Source organism: Candidatus Poriferisocius sp., from assembly GCF_965202595.1.
Taxonomy (GTDB): Bacteria; Actinomycetota; Acidimicrobiia; order Acidimicrobiales; family Bin134; genus Poriferisocius.
Map to the genome: position 1 here is coordinate 9,338 of NZ_CBDBBH010000001.1, position 16,819 is coordinate 26,156.

Annotated in this window: 3 protein-coding genes; all 3 read right to left on the minus strand. The window is 65.0% G+C overall.

From position 1 onward, the window contains the following. Window positions 1-3: 3 nt before the first annotated feature. Window positions 4-14,865: an Eco57I restriction-modification methylase domain-containing protein gene (locus ACOGXC_RS00020; protein WP_419917440.1), complete on the minus strand. Its 14,862-nt coding sequence runs from the start codon at window positions 14,863-14,865 to the stop codon at window positions 4-6. A gap of 123 nt (window positions 14,866-14,988) precedes the next feature. Then, a complete protein-coding gene (locus ACOGXC_RS00025) occupies window positions 14,989-16,575 on the minus strand; it encodes a hypothetical protein (protein WP_419917441.1) in 1,587 nt (528 codons plus the stop codon). Window positions 16,576-16,577: 2 nt separating this feature from the next. Beyond that, a complete protein-coding gene (locus ACOGXC_RS00030) occupies window positions 16,578-16,817 on the minus strand; it encodes a hypothetical protein (protein ID WP_419917442.1) in 240 nt (79 codons plus the stop codon). Between the last annotated feature and the right edge of the window lie 2 nt (window positions 16,818-16,819).

The following is a 16,819-nucleotide window of genomic DNA, read 5'->3' on the forward strand; positions in this document are numbered from 1 at the left end:
AAACTATCTCGGGTTGAAAATCTCTTGTGCCCGGTCTCTGGTCTCCATCATCCCCTCAAGAGCCCGTTTCGTCCGGTCCTCGTAGACCCTCCGGCTGATCCGGTTCCTCGAATGATCGAGGGCGGCCTGCCGGGCCTTCGAGCGCCAGCCCTGCAACTCCCGCTCGATGTCGAACATCCGGTAGGTGCGCTGCGAATCGAGGTCGAACGGGTAGACCTTCGGGCCGAAGGAGCGCACCGCCGCCACCGGGAGCGAATACTCCCGCCCGAACATGTCGGTCTCGTCGGAACCGGCCTGAATGAGGCGCTTCTGGTCCCACGAACCGGGGATCCAGAAGGCGTTGGGCATGGTGGAGCGCCAGATGTAGCCGAAGTTCTTCTCGAACTGCTCCCTCGCCGTGTCCGACGGCTCGCTGATCGGCTGGTCGATGAAGGTCTGGCGGTTGAACATGACCTCGAACGCCGTGGTGATCGGCCCTGACACCATCAGCCATTCCGGCATCGCCCCGGTCGGCCCCTTGTCGAAGTCCATCATGCCGCCGCCGGGCAGCACCCGGGTCAGGTTGATGTAGATCGGGTCCCCGTCCGACTTGAAGGGAGTGCGGAACATCTTGGGCAGCCCGGCCCAGGTGTAGCCCTTGTCGCGGTCGGACATGGCCGCCCGTTCGCGCCGCTCGAGCTCGGTCTGCTCGAACGGGTTGGCCACCCGCAGCCAGTCCACACCCTCTTCCTCGTCGTCCATCTCGTAGGCCAGCGCTTGCAGCACGTAGCCGATGGTGAAGATCTTGGCGAGCTTCCACGGCTTCTGCGTGACCGCCTTGAGCCATTGCGGCACAAAGGCGTAGGTGTAGGCGAGGAAGGGCAGGACCGTCCGGCGCAAGGCGTTCGGCCACGGGGCCCGGATGTCGTAGTTCAGGAAGCGGTTGATGGCGTTGGTGGCGGCCTCCTCCCGGTTGGCCCCCCGGTTCCGGTCGCGCATGTAGCTCATGAGCCGGAACGCCTCGTCCTCCCACCGGTAGGCCCGCTGCATCCCCCGGTCGAGGCGCTGGAACACCTCGAACACCCGCCGGCCGGGGCTCCGCTTGATCTCCTCGGAGGCTTCGACCTCCTGCACGATCTTGTCGATGATGTTGTCGAGGTCGCCGCGATTGAGTTCCGTCCGGACGTAGCCGCCGTCGAACACCCCGTCCTGCACGGCTTCCTGATACATCTGGCCGCGCTTGGCGAACTCGAACAGGCCGCGCTTGATGTCGCCCCACGTGAGGTCGTAGAGCTCGGCGAGGATCACGTTGCCCATCGTGTTGTTGAAGTGGACGCCGGGCGACCGCGTGGTCTTGTTCTTCTTCCACTCCCGGAGCATCCAGGCCCACACCCCCGGCCGCTGCATCCGGTCGAGCTCGTTCAGGTCGCGCCAGATGGACGCCTTGACGTAGCCGCCGGCGAGGGCCCCCCACCGCTTCGCCGCACTCTTCGGGATCTTCGAGTCGGGAACCTTCACCCAGTCGGCATTGGCCACGTTGCCGCCCATGCGGGTGATCTCGGCCGCGTCGATCACCATGCCGGAGGCCGGCTCCTTCTGCGAGAACCACGCCGGGTTGTCGGCGATGTCCTCGAAGAAACGCCCGGTGGCGATGTCGTGCGCCAGCAACTCGTAGGTCTTGATGAGGTTGTAGCGGGCGTCGCGGATCTCGCCCATCTCCAGCCGCTCGTTCTCGGTGTAGTCGCGCCACAGGTAGGTCTTCCCGCCCTTGCCCTGCGGGTGCTTCTCGTGGCGCAACTCCCATGTGCCCCGGCTGACCCATCCGGTGACCGGGATCTCGATTCGGGTTTCGACCCCGACCGGCCTGTAGATGCGCTTCGAGACGCGCCCGGACGGGGCGATCTTGTCGAAGATCTCCCACTGGCTGGCGCGGGCGGCCGTCCGCTTGAACTGCCGGGGCACGTGCTTGAGGAGTCGCTTCATTTCGACGCGGTGCCGCCGGCCCCGCTGCATCAGTTCGTCGCCCCGCAGCGCCCGGCGCCGGCCCTGCGCCCGGCGCCGCCCCCACTTGACCATGGGCGGGGCGTCAAACTCGTATTTGCGGTAGGACCGGTGCAGGTATTTGCCGAGGTTGCGGAGATACGCATCCTTCGGCAGCAGGCCCATGTCCACCAGTTCGGCCCCGTAGGCGTCGAGCTTCTCGCGGATCGGCTTCGCCATGCGCGACAGGCGGCCCTCGTTCAGTTCCTTGCCTTCGAGCACCTCCTGCAAGGACCGGGCCTCCTCCATCCGCAGCCCCTCCTCGGAGAGGGATTCGAGGAAGCGGACAAGCTCCTGCGTGATCTCGTAGGTGTCCGAGAACTTGCGGCGTTCGCGGGCGATGAACTCCTTCGGGGTGCCAAAGCGGTTCAGGATGTTGAACCGGGCGGTCTGGAGGTAGGGATCCACCCACCGGAAGGAACCCTTGGGGTCCGGCCGCCATTCGCGCACGATCCGGTGCGCGAGCTTGCCTGCGGGTTTGGACAGGCGCAGGTTGCCGTCGGCGCCGATGCCCCCGAACGGGAGCGTCATGAGTCGGAACACGCTCTCGATCGGGCGGGCGAGGTCGATGTAGCGGGGCGGCTTCTTCGGGGCCGGTGCGGCGGCGGCGGGTTCGGGTCCGGGTTCGTCCTGGAGCGAGTAGCGCACCTTCTTCTTCACCCGCACGTCGCGGTCGTCAAAGATCACGTAGCCCCGGTCGTTGCTGCCCGGTTCCACCCCCGTGGTCCCCCGGACCCCTTCGGCCAGCAACGCTGCCGATGCCTGCTCGGCCGCCTGCTCGGGCGTCCCGTCGAACACCCCCTCGATCTGCTGCGCCTCGGTCAACTCGTGGTAGAGGTCCTGCCCGGTGCCCTTCCGGTTCTGCGACAGCTTCCGCCACGCCTTCTGCACCACTTCCGACTGCTCGTCGAACGACTTGTTCCAGTCGAGCAACTCGCCAACCTTGGGGGCAAGCTCGGCGGTGATGGTCTCGCCCTGCGGCTTGACCTCCATCTTGATGTCGCCCCTGACCAGCAGGGAAGCGAACGTCCGCGCCCCGGACGCCACGGCCGCCGACCCCTCCAGTTCTCGATACGCCTTGGCGTTGTCACGGATGACCTTGGCGAGGAACGACGGGCGGCGGGCGGCGGGCGTGGCGAGCAGCGCTTCCTCGGTGTTCAGCACCGCCGAGGTCAGGAGCTCGGACAACGACCCGGCCTGATCCGGATAACGCTTCGCCATGATGGCCTTGGCAATGCCGTCGAGGGACCGGAAGGGGTTGCCCCGGAAGGTGAACGTCACGTTCTCCAGATCCTCGTCAAAGGCGCGTTCGGCCAGCATCTGGCGGCGGAAGTAGTCCGCCATCGCCTTCTTCGAGGTGAACTGCATCCCCCAACCCTTGGCGTCGCCCTGGGGGCTGTCCATGGTGCCTAGCTGGTGCGGGGCGCCGTGGTGCGCCTCGATCTTGTAGTGGACCTTCCGTTTCTTGATGGTGATGTCATCGGAGGTGAAGACGATGTAGTTTTTGCCATTATCGTCGTAGACGAGGCCGCGCACCCCCTCGTCCAGCAACGCCATCGATGCCAGCCTTTTTCCGTCTTTGGGAGGATCATTGAGGAAGGAAGCGGCGAGCTGCTGATACATCATGTCGCCGATGGCGCGCATCTGCGTTCCGGGATAGACCTGTGTATTGAGCCTGCCCTGTTTCTCGAACTTCCTCAGGGCTTTCTTGACGATCTCAGGCTGATACTCGAACCGCTTGTCCAAATGCATCATTTCATTTTCGTCCGGAGCCAGTTCCACCTCGTAGACGGCTCCCTTCGGTTCTCTCCCCTTGATCCAGATGGTCCCGTCATCGAGTCTCTCTTTCAGTATCTTCAGCAGCGGCAGGACACCATCTTTTTCCTCGTTCGTATCCAGGGTATACCTTGCAATGTCATCCCTCAGGCCCTCCATGTAGGAGAGAATCCCGGCTTGCGGATTCTCCGGAGCGGCCTCGAAGATGGTGAACAGGGCGTATCCCAACTCTATCTCGACGCCGCGTTTGAACTTCCGATCCTTTTTCAGATCGTCCGCAAGCTCGGTCTCGACCAGCCACTCCGAAAACGCTCTGAAGTCCCCCTCGAATCCTTTGGCCTCGAACGTCAGGAACTTGACTTCGATGTCTCCCGAATCCCGTCGGTCCTGCCTGAACAGGCCGGCCCACTTGTCGGCGATCTCCTTCAGGGAGCCGAAATACATTCCCCATCCGTACACCTGCATCCCGGTGCCGCTGCCGATCCACTCCATGGAGAATTTGTCGAAGATGTGCGGGGAGTAGTGCCAGCCGCCGATGGCGTAGCGGATGTCGGGGTTGCCGCGATCGAAGCTGCCGGCGTTGCCGATGGCCGATTTGATCTGCTCCGGGCGGAAGGCGACGTAGGCCCGTGGACCCCTGGCAGGATCGACAATGAACCCGTCGTGCCCTTCGGCCATCGCCTTTTTGATCTCTCTGTATTCGACGTGCGGCGACCAACCCTTCTTCCGGATGTGTTTCGGATTCTGGATCGAAAGGTAGACCGGCATGATGTTCGGACCGGCCGCCCCCCTGCCCCTCCCGAATTCGGCAAACCGGCCGGCGATATCCGCGCTCACTGAGAAATAGAACCCGTCCCATTGCTGTTTCATGAACACCGAGTGGTCCGACCCGGTGCCGTGGAAGACGACGAGCGGCATGTTGTTTTCATCGACAATCTTGCTGTCGGCGAACCATTCGAGGAAGTTCCAGTCCCGGTCCGGGATGATCCCGGTCGCCCGCGCCAGTGCGAGCAACGCCTCGCCGTTCTTGATCCGCTGCGGGTTGCTCCGGATATCCGCATGGGGATCGTCGCGCTGCGCCATCTCGTTCGCCCGATCCGTCGTCGAACGCATCCGCTTCTCCGCCCGGCGCAGAATCGCGCGGATGTCATCGTGCGAGATCGGAATCCGGAAGCCGAGAGAACGGAGGAAGCGGCGGATGGCGGCGTAGATCCTCGTAACCAGAGGATCCTTGAGGTCGCTCTCGGCCAGCTTGGCGATCATCTCCTCGGCCAGAATGTCCTGCGACGCGCCCGGATACTTCCGGAGGACTTCCTCGTAGACCTCCCGGAACCCCTTCTTCTCCCGTGACTTCCAGACCTCGGCCAGCAACGGGCCGAAATCGTCGCCCATCATGTCCTGCATCGACCAGTGGCCGGCGGCCTCGTGCATCAGCGTCTTCTTGAGCGCGGTCACGCTCGAATGCGCGTTCGAGAACAGATACACCGTGCCATCGTGCAGGAGGCCGGCGATCACCCGGCCGGGCGGCGGCGGGTCGATGTCGGCCAGAACTGCCGGCGGCAGGTCCTCCCAGGACTCGAAGATCCTGACCTCCGGGGAGACGGACGGGTCCCAGTTCTGAATGAGGCGGGCGACGGCCTGACTCGCCTTGGCCAGCGGCAGGGGCTTCGTCGGCGCATCGGCGCGTTTCTCTCGGGTGCCCAACCCCTCGTTGACCACATCCTCCATGACGCTCGTGCGGCGTTGCGGGGTCCGGCTTCTGCCCCGCTTGTCCTCGATCCGGCGGGTCAGGACATCGGTGCCCCACTCGTCCACCTTGACCACTTCGGTCACCACGGCCCGCCAGGTCTTGCCCTTGCGGGTCTTGACCTCGATGGTGTCGCCGACCTTGACGGGGTTGGCGGGGTCCCCGATCGGGGTTCGTACGCCATCGTCCCACGTGGTGCTTTCCCTCGCATCCGCCGTCTGGACGGTGGCGCCCCATTCGCCCCTGATCTTCTTCGGGCGGGCGGGGCGGATGGTGGCCGCCGGTTCGGCTGCGGCCGGTTCGGCGGGGGTCTCGGCGGGGGCGGGGGCCGTCGTTACGGTCTGCACCGGCAGCACGGCGTCGCGCCTGCTCCCCAGGGCGGCGAGCGGGCTTTCCGGCTCGGGTTCGGGCTCTGGCTCGGGCTCCGGGGCGGGTGCCAGACGCTCGCGGTGTTCCTGCTCGATCTGCTGGAGAACATTCGTCAGAACCTGATTGTTCTGTGCGATCTCCTCTTCGACCGTCGGCCCCTCCTCCTTCTGCGGCCCGAACCGGCTTTCGATCTCCGCCTGCCGGGCGGCCTCTTGCTGCCGCTCGCGTTCGGCGCTCTCGGTCCTGAGGGTGTTCCGGAGGTCCTGTTCCTGCGTCCGCTTCGCCGTCAGTTCGTCCTGCTTCGGGAACGGCTTCTTGCCTTCCGTCGCCTGCTTTTGAAGATCGGCGATCTGCGCCTTCGCCTTGTCGATATCGCTTTGCAGTGAAGCAACGTAATCAGCCATCCCCCGGAGACTCGGCTCGATCGAGGGCAACGGGCTCTTGAGCTCCCTGTAGCCCTCGTCCTGCATGTTTTTCCAGTCGTCAGCCGTGTCGAACCAGATACCGTCCTTGAGTTCCATGCCGGGGGCGGTCAGAGCTAATCTGGTCGTATCTTTCGGAAAGGTCATATCGAGACCGGCGATCTTCCCGACAAGTTCGTGTCTTTGCATGCCTGCTTCTGCCCGCTTCCTTCTGACTTCTGCGGTGATCCTCTCTAGCTGCTTGTTGGCCTCGCTCCGCTTGGTGACCGTGAGCGGCTTCCGGTCTTCGGTCCATTTCTCGTCGATCGTCATGCTGAACTTGTCGCCGGAAATGTCTTCCCGAGCTTCGTTGAGCCGCCCGTATCTCTCTATGGTTCTTTTGTCGTAGGCCATGTCCCGCTCCAGACTCTTGACGTTCGCCGAGAGGCCCTGGAACTGCTGCTCGTGGCGCACCTTCTCGCCTTCGAGCTTCCGGATATCCCGTTTCAGTTGATTGAGTTCCTCCAGCCGGGGGTCGCCGGAAATGATGGCCTTGGCCTTGTCGTAGTACTCGTCCATGGAGATGTCCTCCATGGTGCGGCTGTCCTGATCCTTCCAGAAGCTGTGGATGAACTTGCCCTTGGTGGCCATCATCTGGAACATCTGCTCGTCGAAGGATTCCTCCGTGGCGTAGTCGAAGACGGCGACCTCCGGGTTCCAGTTGCCCTGACGCACCCCCCGGCCGAGGCGCTGTTCATCGATGGCCGGGAACCACAAGGCATCGAGGTTGTGGATGGCCGTGAGCCTCGATTGCACGTTGACGCCGGTGCCGAGGGTCTCCGGGTGGCCCATCAGGATGCGGATCTTGCCCTCGTTCATGTCGTTGAACAGGCGCTGGCGCTGCGTTGAGTTCTTGTAGTCGTTGATGAAGGCGATCTCGTTGCCCGGAATCTTCCGCTGTTCGAGCGCCGCCCGGATCCAGCGCACGACCGAGAAGTCGCCCCTGATCCCCAGCGTCACGAACACAAGCTGCGTTCCGGGCCCCCGCATGAAGGGCTCCTTCTCGTAGACCCCGGCCTGATGGTCCGGGCGGTAGAACGGCTGGTCCCTGGTGGCCTTCCACTCCTCGTAGATGCCGTCGATCATGCGGTTGAGCTTGGTGGTCGGGTCGTTGGGCGCGGACGCATCGATCAGGCGCATGTCGATAGCCGCCTTGCGGCCGTCGTTGATGATCGTGAGCATGATGTCGTCGCCCGGCTCGGGCGGACCTCTCCGGGCCTCGACGGCGGCGATCCGGTCTTCCAGCACCCGGCGGTAGGCCCGCTGGCCGTCATTCAGCTTGTGGAGGGTCAGTTGGCGGTCGCCGCCCCTGAGGGCCGGGCGCACAACCTCCTGCGCCAGTTGATCGGGGCCGATGTAGTCGATGACCTCCAGCGCCATGATCTTGAGCTCGGGAAGGTTCACGAACTCCACGAAACGCCGGACCGTCTTGTAGTGGCCGGCGGCGTTGCGTTCGTCGATGTCGGCCGTGACGCCGAACAGGGATGACCACGAATCGAACGACTGGATCCCCATCCGCTCCATGGTGGCTTCTTGCAGATACCTGGAGACGTTGTAGATCTCGCCCATCGTGTTCACGACGGGGGTGCCGGAAGCGAACACGACGCCCCGAGTCGGGTTCAGCGTCCGCATGTAGCGGATCTTCCGGTACATGTCCTTGGCGCGGCCGGAGGCGTCGGACGCGATCCCCTTCACATCCTGCGTCGTGACCAGACCGAGCTTCCGGAATACGTGGGCCTCGTCCACGAACAGGTAATCGACCCCCATTTCCTCGAACGTGAAGACCTGATCGGAATCCTCCATCTGCTGTTGCTGACGCTCGATCTTCTCGATTTCGCGCTGCACTTGCGCCCGCTTGTGGCGGGGGGCCTTCTCCTCCTTGAGTTGAACCAGCGCCTCCCTCAGTTGGAGGATCTCCTCCAGCATCAATTGACCGGCGAACTCGACGCTGAGCGGGATCTTGCCGAACGCTTCGTGGGTGAGGATCACGGCATCGAGGGTGCTGTCCAGACCCACGGCGGCCACGAACCGGCGGCGGTTGTCGCCCTGAATCCTTTTCTCGTCGGCCACGGAAATGTTGGCCGCCGGGTAAAGCTGCTGGAACTCGAGGGCGAACTGACGCAACACCGCCTTCGGCACAACAATCATCGGCTTGGACGCGAGGCCGAGCCGCCGGAGCTCCATGACGGCCCCGATCATCGAGGAGGTCTTGCCCGCCCCGACCGCGTGGGCCATGTAGGTGTTGCCGGACTGCACGATCCGGGCAATGACCGATTTCTGGTAGGACCGCCACTCGAAGTCGGTGCGCTTGCCCGGCGTGACGATGTGGTCGCCCGAGTACTTCTTCGTGACCGTGCGGCGGAACAGACGGTTGTAGATCTCCGCCGCTTCCTGCCGGAACGCGGTCTGCCCCTCCCACCACGACTTGAACTCGGCCATGATGGCGTCGTACTGCGCCCGGGAGGCAGCGGTCGCAACGGTGTCCTGCTGCTTCTTCCCGTCCCCGATATCCACGTAGACCTTCGGGGGAGGTTTCATGTTGACGGCGTGCTCGAACAGGGCGTGGGCCGGGACCGCCGTGTGACCTTCCTCGTAGCGGGCCGACCACTGGGTGTCGGCTCGCGCCGAGGTGTAGGCATCGACGGCCCGAAGCTGCTTCCGGCCGGTCGGAATCCCGACCTTCACGCGGTCCAGTCCGAGGTGGCGGCCGAACGCTTCGATCATCTTGGCAGGCAACCACTTGGCCCCGACGCCGATCACGATCTCGGAAGGCACCAGATCGACCGGTATGACCTTTTCCAGCGCCTTGACGTTGCGCTCGAAGCTGGGATTTTCCTTGGCCTTCTCCATGGCGTTTTCGAGCTTCGTCTTCACGTCCCCGGACAGGTAGTCTTCGGCGGACACGAACCGGCCGGGGGTCAGGGGCAACTCGAACACGTCGTCGCCCAACTCGGCGACGGTCTCCTCGATCGTCTTCCCGTAGACCTTGGCGACCTCTTCCAGATCGAACGACCCCTTCTCGATCATCACCTTGAACACGGCGTCCTTGGCGTTCCGGATCTCCGGTTCCGGCAGGCCGCCGATGATGTTGACCGTGAACAGGGGCCCCTTCTCGAACTCGGTCTCCTCCTCGTTGACCTTCTCCAGCGCCGCCAGCCGGAAGTATTCGGGGTCCTCGGAGAACGGATCGAGGTTCGGGTACTTCCGGATCTCGATGTCGGGCAGGTCGTCGGGGTGGAGGCTGCCCTCCCGGAACGGGTGGTCCACCCGGCCCCGTTGCCGCTGGCGTTCGTGGTCCTCACGGGCTTCCCGGCGAAGCTGGGCCCGTTGGGTGACCTTCAGGTCGTAGAAGCCCGGCGGGGGTGTGAAGTCGCCCTCGTCCCACGGTTCACCCTGTAGCCGGGCGTTCTCTCGCTCGCGTTCCCGTGCGCTCTCCTGCTGGATGATCGTCGGGCGGCGGTAGGTGCGGATGACCTTGCCGACCGGCCCGTATTGCTTGCGGAAGGCGTCGTAGAGCCGGCCGAGTTCCTTGCGGGCCTTGTCGCCGGCCTTGTCGTCGCGGGCGACGTTGGCCTTCATGACCTCGCGCAGGGCGTTCCGGAGGCCGATCAGGTCACGGATCAGGGGCTGGTTCTTCTTGGTGATCTTCGGAACGACCCCGTGGCCTTCCACCACCTGCCGAATGACCCCGTCCTCGCCGATGTAGTACGAGAGCTCCTTCTCGGCCCCGGTCTCCAGTTCCTCGACGGAGGCGGTGTCCTCGGGCCGGTCCGGGGTCGGGTTCCACACGTCCTTCGGGAACCGCTGCAAGGTGTTCCGCATCTGGGTGGCGAGGTCGCGGCCCTCGATGGCCTTCACGCCATACCGGTTCGGGATCAGGGGATCGAACAGCCCCTCGATGCCGAGCACCATGTTCGCGTTACGCAAGAAGTAACGATTCAGGGCCGTCGGGATGAGCTTGGGGGTCTCGTGGAGTTTCCTGCCGACCGTGCTTTCGAGCTCGACGTTCCGGGTTTGCACCCATTCACGGTTGCCGGGCTGCTCTCCCTCGCGGCGCTTGCGCAGCACGATGATGTCGGTCGTGACCTGCGTGTTGGACGCCTCGGCGAACGCGCCCGCCTTGCCCCCCGGCAGGCGGATGGCCCCGATCAGGTCAGCCTGGTCGGCGAAGTATTCCCGAGCCTTGGTGCCGACCTTGTTCATCGTCCCGGCCGAGGTCACGAACATGAGGATGCCGCCGGGCTTCAGCGCATCGAGCGTCTTGGCGAAGAAGAAGTCGTGCAGCAGGAACCGCTTCGAGGCGTAATCCGGGTCGTTGCCGACCACGATGTTGGCGAACGGCGGGTTGCCGATGGCGAAGTCGTAGTGCTCCTTCCGGACCTTGCGCTTGGCGAAGTCGTCGTGGTGGATCGTGTAGTTCGGGTAGATCAGCCGGGAGATCCTCGCCGAGATACTGTCCATCTCGATGCCGGTGTAGGAGGTCTTCTTGTCGTCGGCGATGGAGTCCGGCATGTAGCCGGCGAACAGGCCGATGCCGGAACCCGGTTCGAGGATGCGCCCGCCGGCGACGCCAAGCCGTTCGGCCAGCATCCACATGTGCCTGATGACGGCCTCGGACGTGTAGTGCGAGTACTGGATCGAGCGTTCGGCCTGCCGGTATTCGTCCGGGTCCATCATTTCTTCGAGCAGCCGGCCGATGGTCTCGTAGCCCTTGGCGAAGTTGCCGGTGGTGTCGCGGAAGGCTCCCTTGAGCCCGCCCCACCCGGTGTAGAGGGACAGCTTCCTCTGCTCTTCCGGGGTGGCGTGTCGGCCTTCCGACTCGATCCGGTAGGCGAGTGCCAGCGCCTCGGTGTTGTCCCTGGCCTTCTGGAGCGGGGAGCGTCCTTCCTGTAGCGGATCCTCCTCGTTCGCTAGGCGGAGATTATCCGGCTTGGATCCTCGTCGATCGGGTCCACGCGCGTCAGGTCCTCGATCGGGAGTTCCTTTCCCGGATACTCCAGAAGTCGTTCGAGAGCCAGATCCCGAGCGCGAACCTGGGCGTTTAGGTCGGGGTTCTGATACGGGTTCTCCCCCAGGTTCCACTTCAGGATCTTCAGGGCCTCGTTCACCTGGTTGTTCGCCATCTGGTTCAGTTCCCCGGTCTTCTGGAGCTTCCTCAGGAGCCTCGGGTTCTCGTCCGCCATCGTCTCGATCAGCATCGACTTCATCTGGGGTTTGCTCGGGAGCATCGGTTCCGGTCTCCTGTAGTTGGTCGATCTCGGCCGCGGGGGTCATGCCGCTGGCGTCGAATCCGGGGTAGTAGCGGGCGCCCTCGTACCAGGACCGGAGAAACGGCTGCACCGCCTCGCCGATCTGTTCGGTCATCACCTTCGAGTATTCGGAGAACCCGAGGGTGCCGGCCTCAAGGTGGTAGACGGCGAGCGTGACGCCGGCTTGCAGGACCTCGGGCGGAATCCCGACCTGGCCAGGCTCGGCGTCGGGTGCCTCGTCCTCGTCAATGATCGAGTAGCGAACCGGCTTGTCTGATTTCGGCTGCTTGTTGAAGTGCTGCCGCAGGACCTCCAGGGCCTTCTCGGCGGCATCCTCTTTGACGACCTTGTTCTTCTTTCCGTAGTCTGCGGGCCGCTTGGGGGCCTTGGCCTCCGGCTTGGGCTCCGGAGTTTTCGGTTCCTTTGGCTCCGGGGCCTTCGGCTCCTTCGGCTTCCGTTTCTCGGCATCGCGCCGTTGCTGTTCGTCGGCCCGGCGCTGCGTCTCCCCCTTCGAGGGGTCGATCATGATGATGGTCGTGCCGTCCGACCCGGTGGACGTGGTGATCCCGGTGTCGGCCTTCGGGGCTTCGGGTTCGGGGGCCGGTCCCGGTGCGGGTTCAGGCTTCTTCGCGGCCGGCTTCGGCTTCGGCTTCGGGCGGGGCTTCGGCTTGGGTTTGGGCTTCGGTGCGGGCTCCGGCGTGGTCCTGATAAGCGCTGCTTCGGAAGCCGAAGGCGTGAAGCCGCTAGTGACCAACTCCATCATCAGAGCGACGGGCTCGCCGTCCTTCACGGCAAACAGGCCCGTTCTTTCGTCGCCCACACGCCGCCATTCAAGGTTCTTGCCGAAGCGCTTGATGATCCTCCGATAGAACTGTTCGTTGTAGGCCTTTCCGTCGTCGAACCGCACCATCATGATCTTGGGATCGAACGGATGCTGACGGACCATCACCGGCCGGACCTGCGGCAGAGTGTTCACGTCATCCGGGATGAGGCGCGTCCATTCGTCAGGAAGGTCGAGCTTCTTCTCGTGCCCTTCCGGGATTGGCCCGCGCATGATTAGCTGGTGGGTGCCGGACCACAGGTTCCCGTCCTTGTCTGTTCCGGCCAGAACGTCACCGGGCATGTATCCCGGCCGCTCGGAATGGAGCTTCTTCAGTTTCCCCTTGGGCTTGTACTGATCGAGCGGGACGCCTTCCTTGATGTCGGGTTGCGCCGTTGGGGCGGGTGCCGGGGCGGGTTCAGGCTCGGCAGTCGGGGTAGGCGCAGGTTCGGGTTCAGGTTCGGGCGCGGGAGTCGGTGCGGGGGCCGGTGGCTTGAAATACTCGCTGTATGGCTTGGTCTTGTCTCCCGTGGCCAGCCATTCCTTGAACTCCGGAACCGTCAGAAGCGAGATGGTCGCGCCTCGCTCCTTGCCCCGCAGGTCAGAGAATCCAGCCTCGTAGATCCGCTGGGCCTCGGACGTAGACCCCGCCCCGATGATGGCCTTGTGCTCGTCGAACTCGCGGGTGTCGGGGTCCACCTGGTCAATCAGGAACACCCGTTCGTAGTCGGGATCGTCGTCGGCGACGTAGATGTCCACCTGATCCCCGTCGGCCCCTTCCGTCCGGCGGACGTAGCCGTAGTGCGCCGGCATTTCGACCGACCACTCTGTGCCGTCCTTGCCCGTGCCCGTGCGCCGGGACCCCTTCGGGTTCTCGATGCTGATATCGAGACCCTGGATCTTGACGTGGCCTTTCTGGTAGTTCCCCGCCTCTTTCTGGGCGTCACTCGGCTCCGGGATGTCGTTGGTCGGGGAGACGGCGGCCTTGTCGGCCTCGACCTTGACTTCCTCGGGCGTCGGAACCTTGGGTTCCTTGCGGTCCTCGGGTTCCGTGGCGGTCGCCGGGATGTCCGGCACGGGCGCGGCGGGTTCCTCGAACTCGGCCTCGGCTTCCGGCTGTTCGGGCGGCAACTCGCCGAAGTCGTCTTCGGGGTCCGGTTCGGGAGCCGTCTCGGCGGGCGCGGCGGGCGCGGGTGCGGGTGCGGGCAACTCCTCCTTGGCCTGCCGGATTGCCCGGTCCCACAGCGCATCGTCCGTAACGGCGGGCGGGTTGGGCTGGTCCTGCTGGAGAAGCTGCCGGACGCGCTGTTCCTGCTCCGGCGTGAGCTCCGCCATCTTCTCGGCGATCGGCCGGCGGTCCACCTGCCCTTCCATCCGCTCGATGTCTTCCGGATCGGGCTGGTAGCGGGGTGCGGGTTCCGTCTCGGGGCCGGTCCCGACCGGCGGCACGACACCCGGCGGCGGGGCGGCGGTCTCCGGCGGGGCCTGCGGCGGCGGGGCACCCGGAGGCGGCGGGGCCTTCTCGCGCTTGTTGCGCTGCACGACGGCACCGACGCCGCCGACCACGCCACCGGTCAGGGCGGCGGCCGCACCTTCCTCCAGCACGTTCGCAAGGCGTTCCTCGATGTCGCGCTTGCCGGTCAGATCGGCGGCCGTGTACTCCCGCACGACCCCCTGTAGCATTTCGGTGACACCCTCGACGGTGGCACCATGCACCATCCGCTTGCCGATGTAGGACAGCAGCGCCTGTTTCGGCTTGCGAATCGGCCCTTGCAAGATCTTGAACAGGCCGAGGGTGTCCAGTCCGGCCATGAGCGGGGAGATCATCCCGGCGGCCTTCGCCGCTCTCGGCTGATCCACCCCTTCCTGCCGGAACTGCTCGAACGCCTCCCCTTCCAGCACGGATTCGTTGGCGGTGAACGCCCCGGCCACCCCGCCGACCATGGCACCGGGCTTCCCGCCGACCGCTCCGCCGGCCACCGCACCCACACCGCCGCCGACAATCGGCATGGCGATGCTGCCGAGACCCTGCCCCAGGGCCCCGGCGGACCACCGCGCCAGCGTGTCCAGATCCTCGACCGAAGGCATGGAAGCCGGTTCGCCGAGGTTCAGCCCCTCGCCCCACTTCTTGATGCGCACCCCGAAGTCGTGCATGGCCTTCGACTGGAAGCGCTGGCCCTTGGACTGGATGCCGGCCCCGAGCATCTGGATGTTCTGCGGACCGAGCGAGTAGATCAGGGAGTCCACGAACTCCCGGCCGTAGCCCTTGTCGGGGGTCGGGGTCGGACTCGTCGGTTCCAGCGATTCGATCGGCCCCAGTTCCGACAATCCCGGCAGCTTCCGAACCGTCCCCCGGTCCGGCCGGCCGAGGCGCACACTGGCCAGCCCGGCGAGCTCCCGCGCCCCACGCCGAAGCGGGTCCACACCAGTTATCGGGGGGAGGCCGTCAGCCACTTGTCAATCCGCCTGCCATTCTGTTACGATTCTGTCGTCTCCTATGGGGGGTAGACACGGGGCGGCCGTCGCACCACGGCCGCCCCACTTTTTTCAGAACCCGCTGCCCCACATTTCGGGCACCGCCCGAGTCGGACGGCGCTGCGGCGGCGGGGCCTGACCGGGCAAGCCGCCAAGTCCCCCCCGGTGATCCCCCCGGATGGTTTCACCCGGAGTGGTCGGGATCAGGCCGGGCATGACGGGCGAGCCCTGGCGCATGGCTTCGGCGGCCTCGTCGCGCACGGATTCTTCCTCGGGGGTGCGTTCACGCGATTCCGGCACGAACTCGTCCTTCGGCCGCTCGGGCGGGGCTTCGGGAGCCTGCCTCTCGGCGGGCTTCCCGTCTGCGGTGATGCCGGTCTCTTCGGGTTTCGCTTCCTCGAACGGGAACCCGATCTCCTTCATCACTTCGACCAGCACTTCGTTGCGCTCTCGCCACGACTTGGCGTCGCGGTGCTTCTTCGCCAGTTCCCCGTCGCCCGTGAGGAGGTCGCGGGCGTGAGTCATGGCCGTCCGGATCTGGGCCTCGTCGAAGCCCATGGACAGGGCCTCGTTGCCGACCTTGTTCAGCGCGGTCAGCGTCTCCTTGTCCGGGTCGGACAGGTCGGCGAACATGCCGCCGCCCATCAGATCCTGGGCGAAGCCGGAGATGAAGTCCGACTCCACGGGTTCCATGGGAGCATTGCCGAGTTCGGTCACATCCCCGGTGGCCGTATCGAGCCTGATGATGCTGTCCCCGACCACTTGCACCTTGAACCGGCCTTTCTCCATCTTTTCCGGGCCCCCGCCCATGCCGGCGTAGTGCTCCAGCATCCGGAACACGACTTCGGCGTTGTCGCTCACAACCTCGTCGTCCCCGTCCGGGGTGCCCTTGGCGGTCATCGGCCCGACGGAGTCGGTCTTCTTGTTGTAGATCTTCACGGCCAGTTCCGGGCCGTTCGGTCCGTCCACCAGTTCCACCCCGACCGGGATGCGGTGCTTCTCCAGCCCGTAGAGCTTCTGGTAGAGCGGCCGGTTCTCCTCGATTGACCGGTTCATGGCCGGAATGGCCTGCCCGAGGTTGGCCATGTCCCCGCCGGTCGCGGCGATGACCTCTCGCGCCGACCGGGACAGGGCCGCCTGCTCCTTCCCGGTCAGCCGGTCCTCGACGTTCATGGCGTGTTGTTCGCCGGCGATCCGGGTGTTCATCTGCGTGGCCGCCAGACCTGCCTGACCCTGCGCCATGGCGAGAGGGTGCCGTTCGGCCTCATGCGCCGTCGCCTGCTGCGTCCGTGCCAGTTGCGCCTGCGCCTGTTCCAGGGTCAGGTTGGCGGCCTCTTCATGCCGCTTCCATGTCACAAACCGTCCCGGATCCGCTTCTTCCGCCAGCATCGGGTTCTCGCGGGCCATCCGGTCGAAACTTTGGGCGGTGCGCCGTTCGTTCTCCTGCTGAAGTGCATTCGCCGTCTGCATGTCGCCAAATCCCATGGCCAGTTCCTGCGCCGCTGCCAGGTCGCCGGCGTCAACGGCCTGCTTCAAGCCTTCCTTGTATTGCTCCATCTTCTTCTGCGCGTCGATCTGCTGCTTGAGTCGCCACATCGTGAGCGTGTTCGACATGCCGCCCATCAAACCTTCGGTGAAGGCACCCCAGTCTGCGGCCATGGCTAGATTCCCGGAACCTCGAAGTTCTTGCGGCGGCGGCGACGGCGGCGGGCGGCGATGTCGGGCGTGTCGTCGTCACCGTCTGGAGTCGACGGCGAGGGGACGGCGGTGTCCGCACCGTCCGCCGCTTCCGCCGCCTCTCCCGCCTTCCTGGCATCCATCGCGTTCTTCAACTGGTACATCGTGAGCGTATTCGACATGCCGCCCTGCAAGCCTTTCATGAAGGCACCCCAGTCAGCCATGG

Excerpts from the sequence above, each read along its gene's own strand:
- ACOGXC_RS00025 (WP_419917441.1), bottom strand. The coding sequence starts at position 16,575 with ATGGCCGCAGACTGGGGTGCCTTCACCGAAGGTTTGATGGGCGGCATG.
- ACOGXC_RS00030 (WP_419917442.1), bottom strand. The coding sequence starts at position 16,817 with ATGGCTGACTGGGGTGCCTTCATGAAAGGCTTGCAGGGCGGCATGTCG.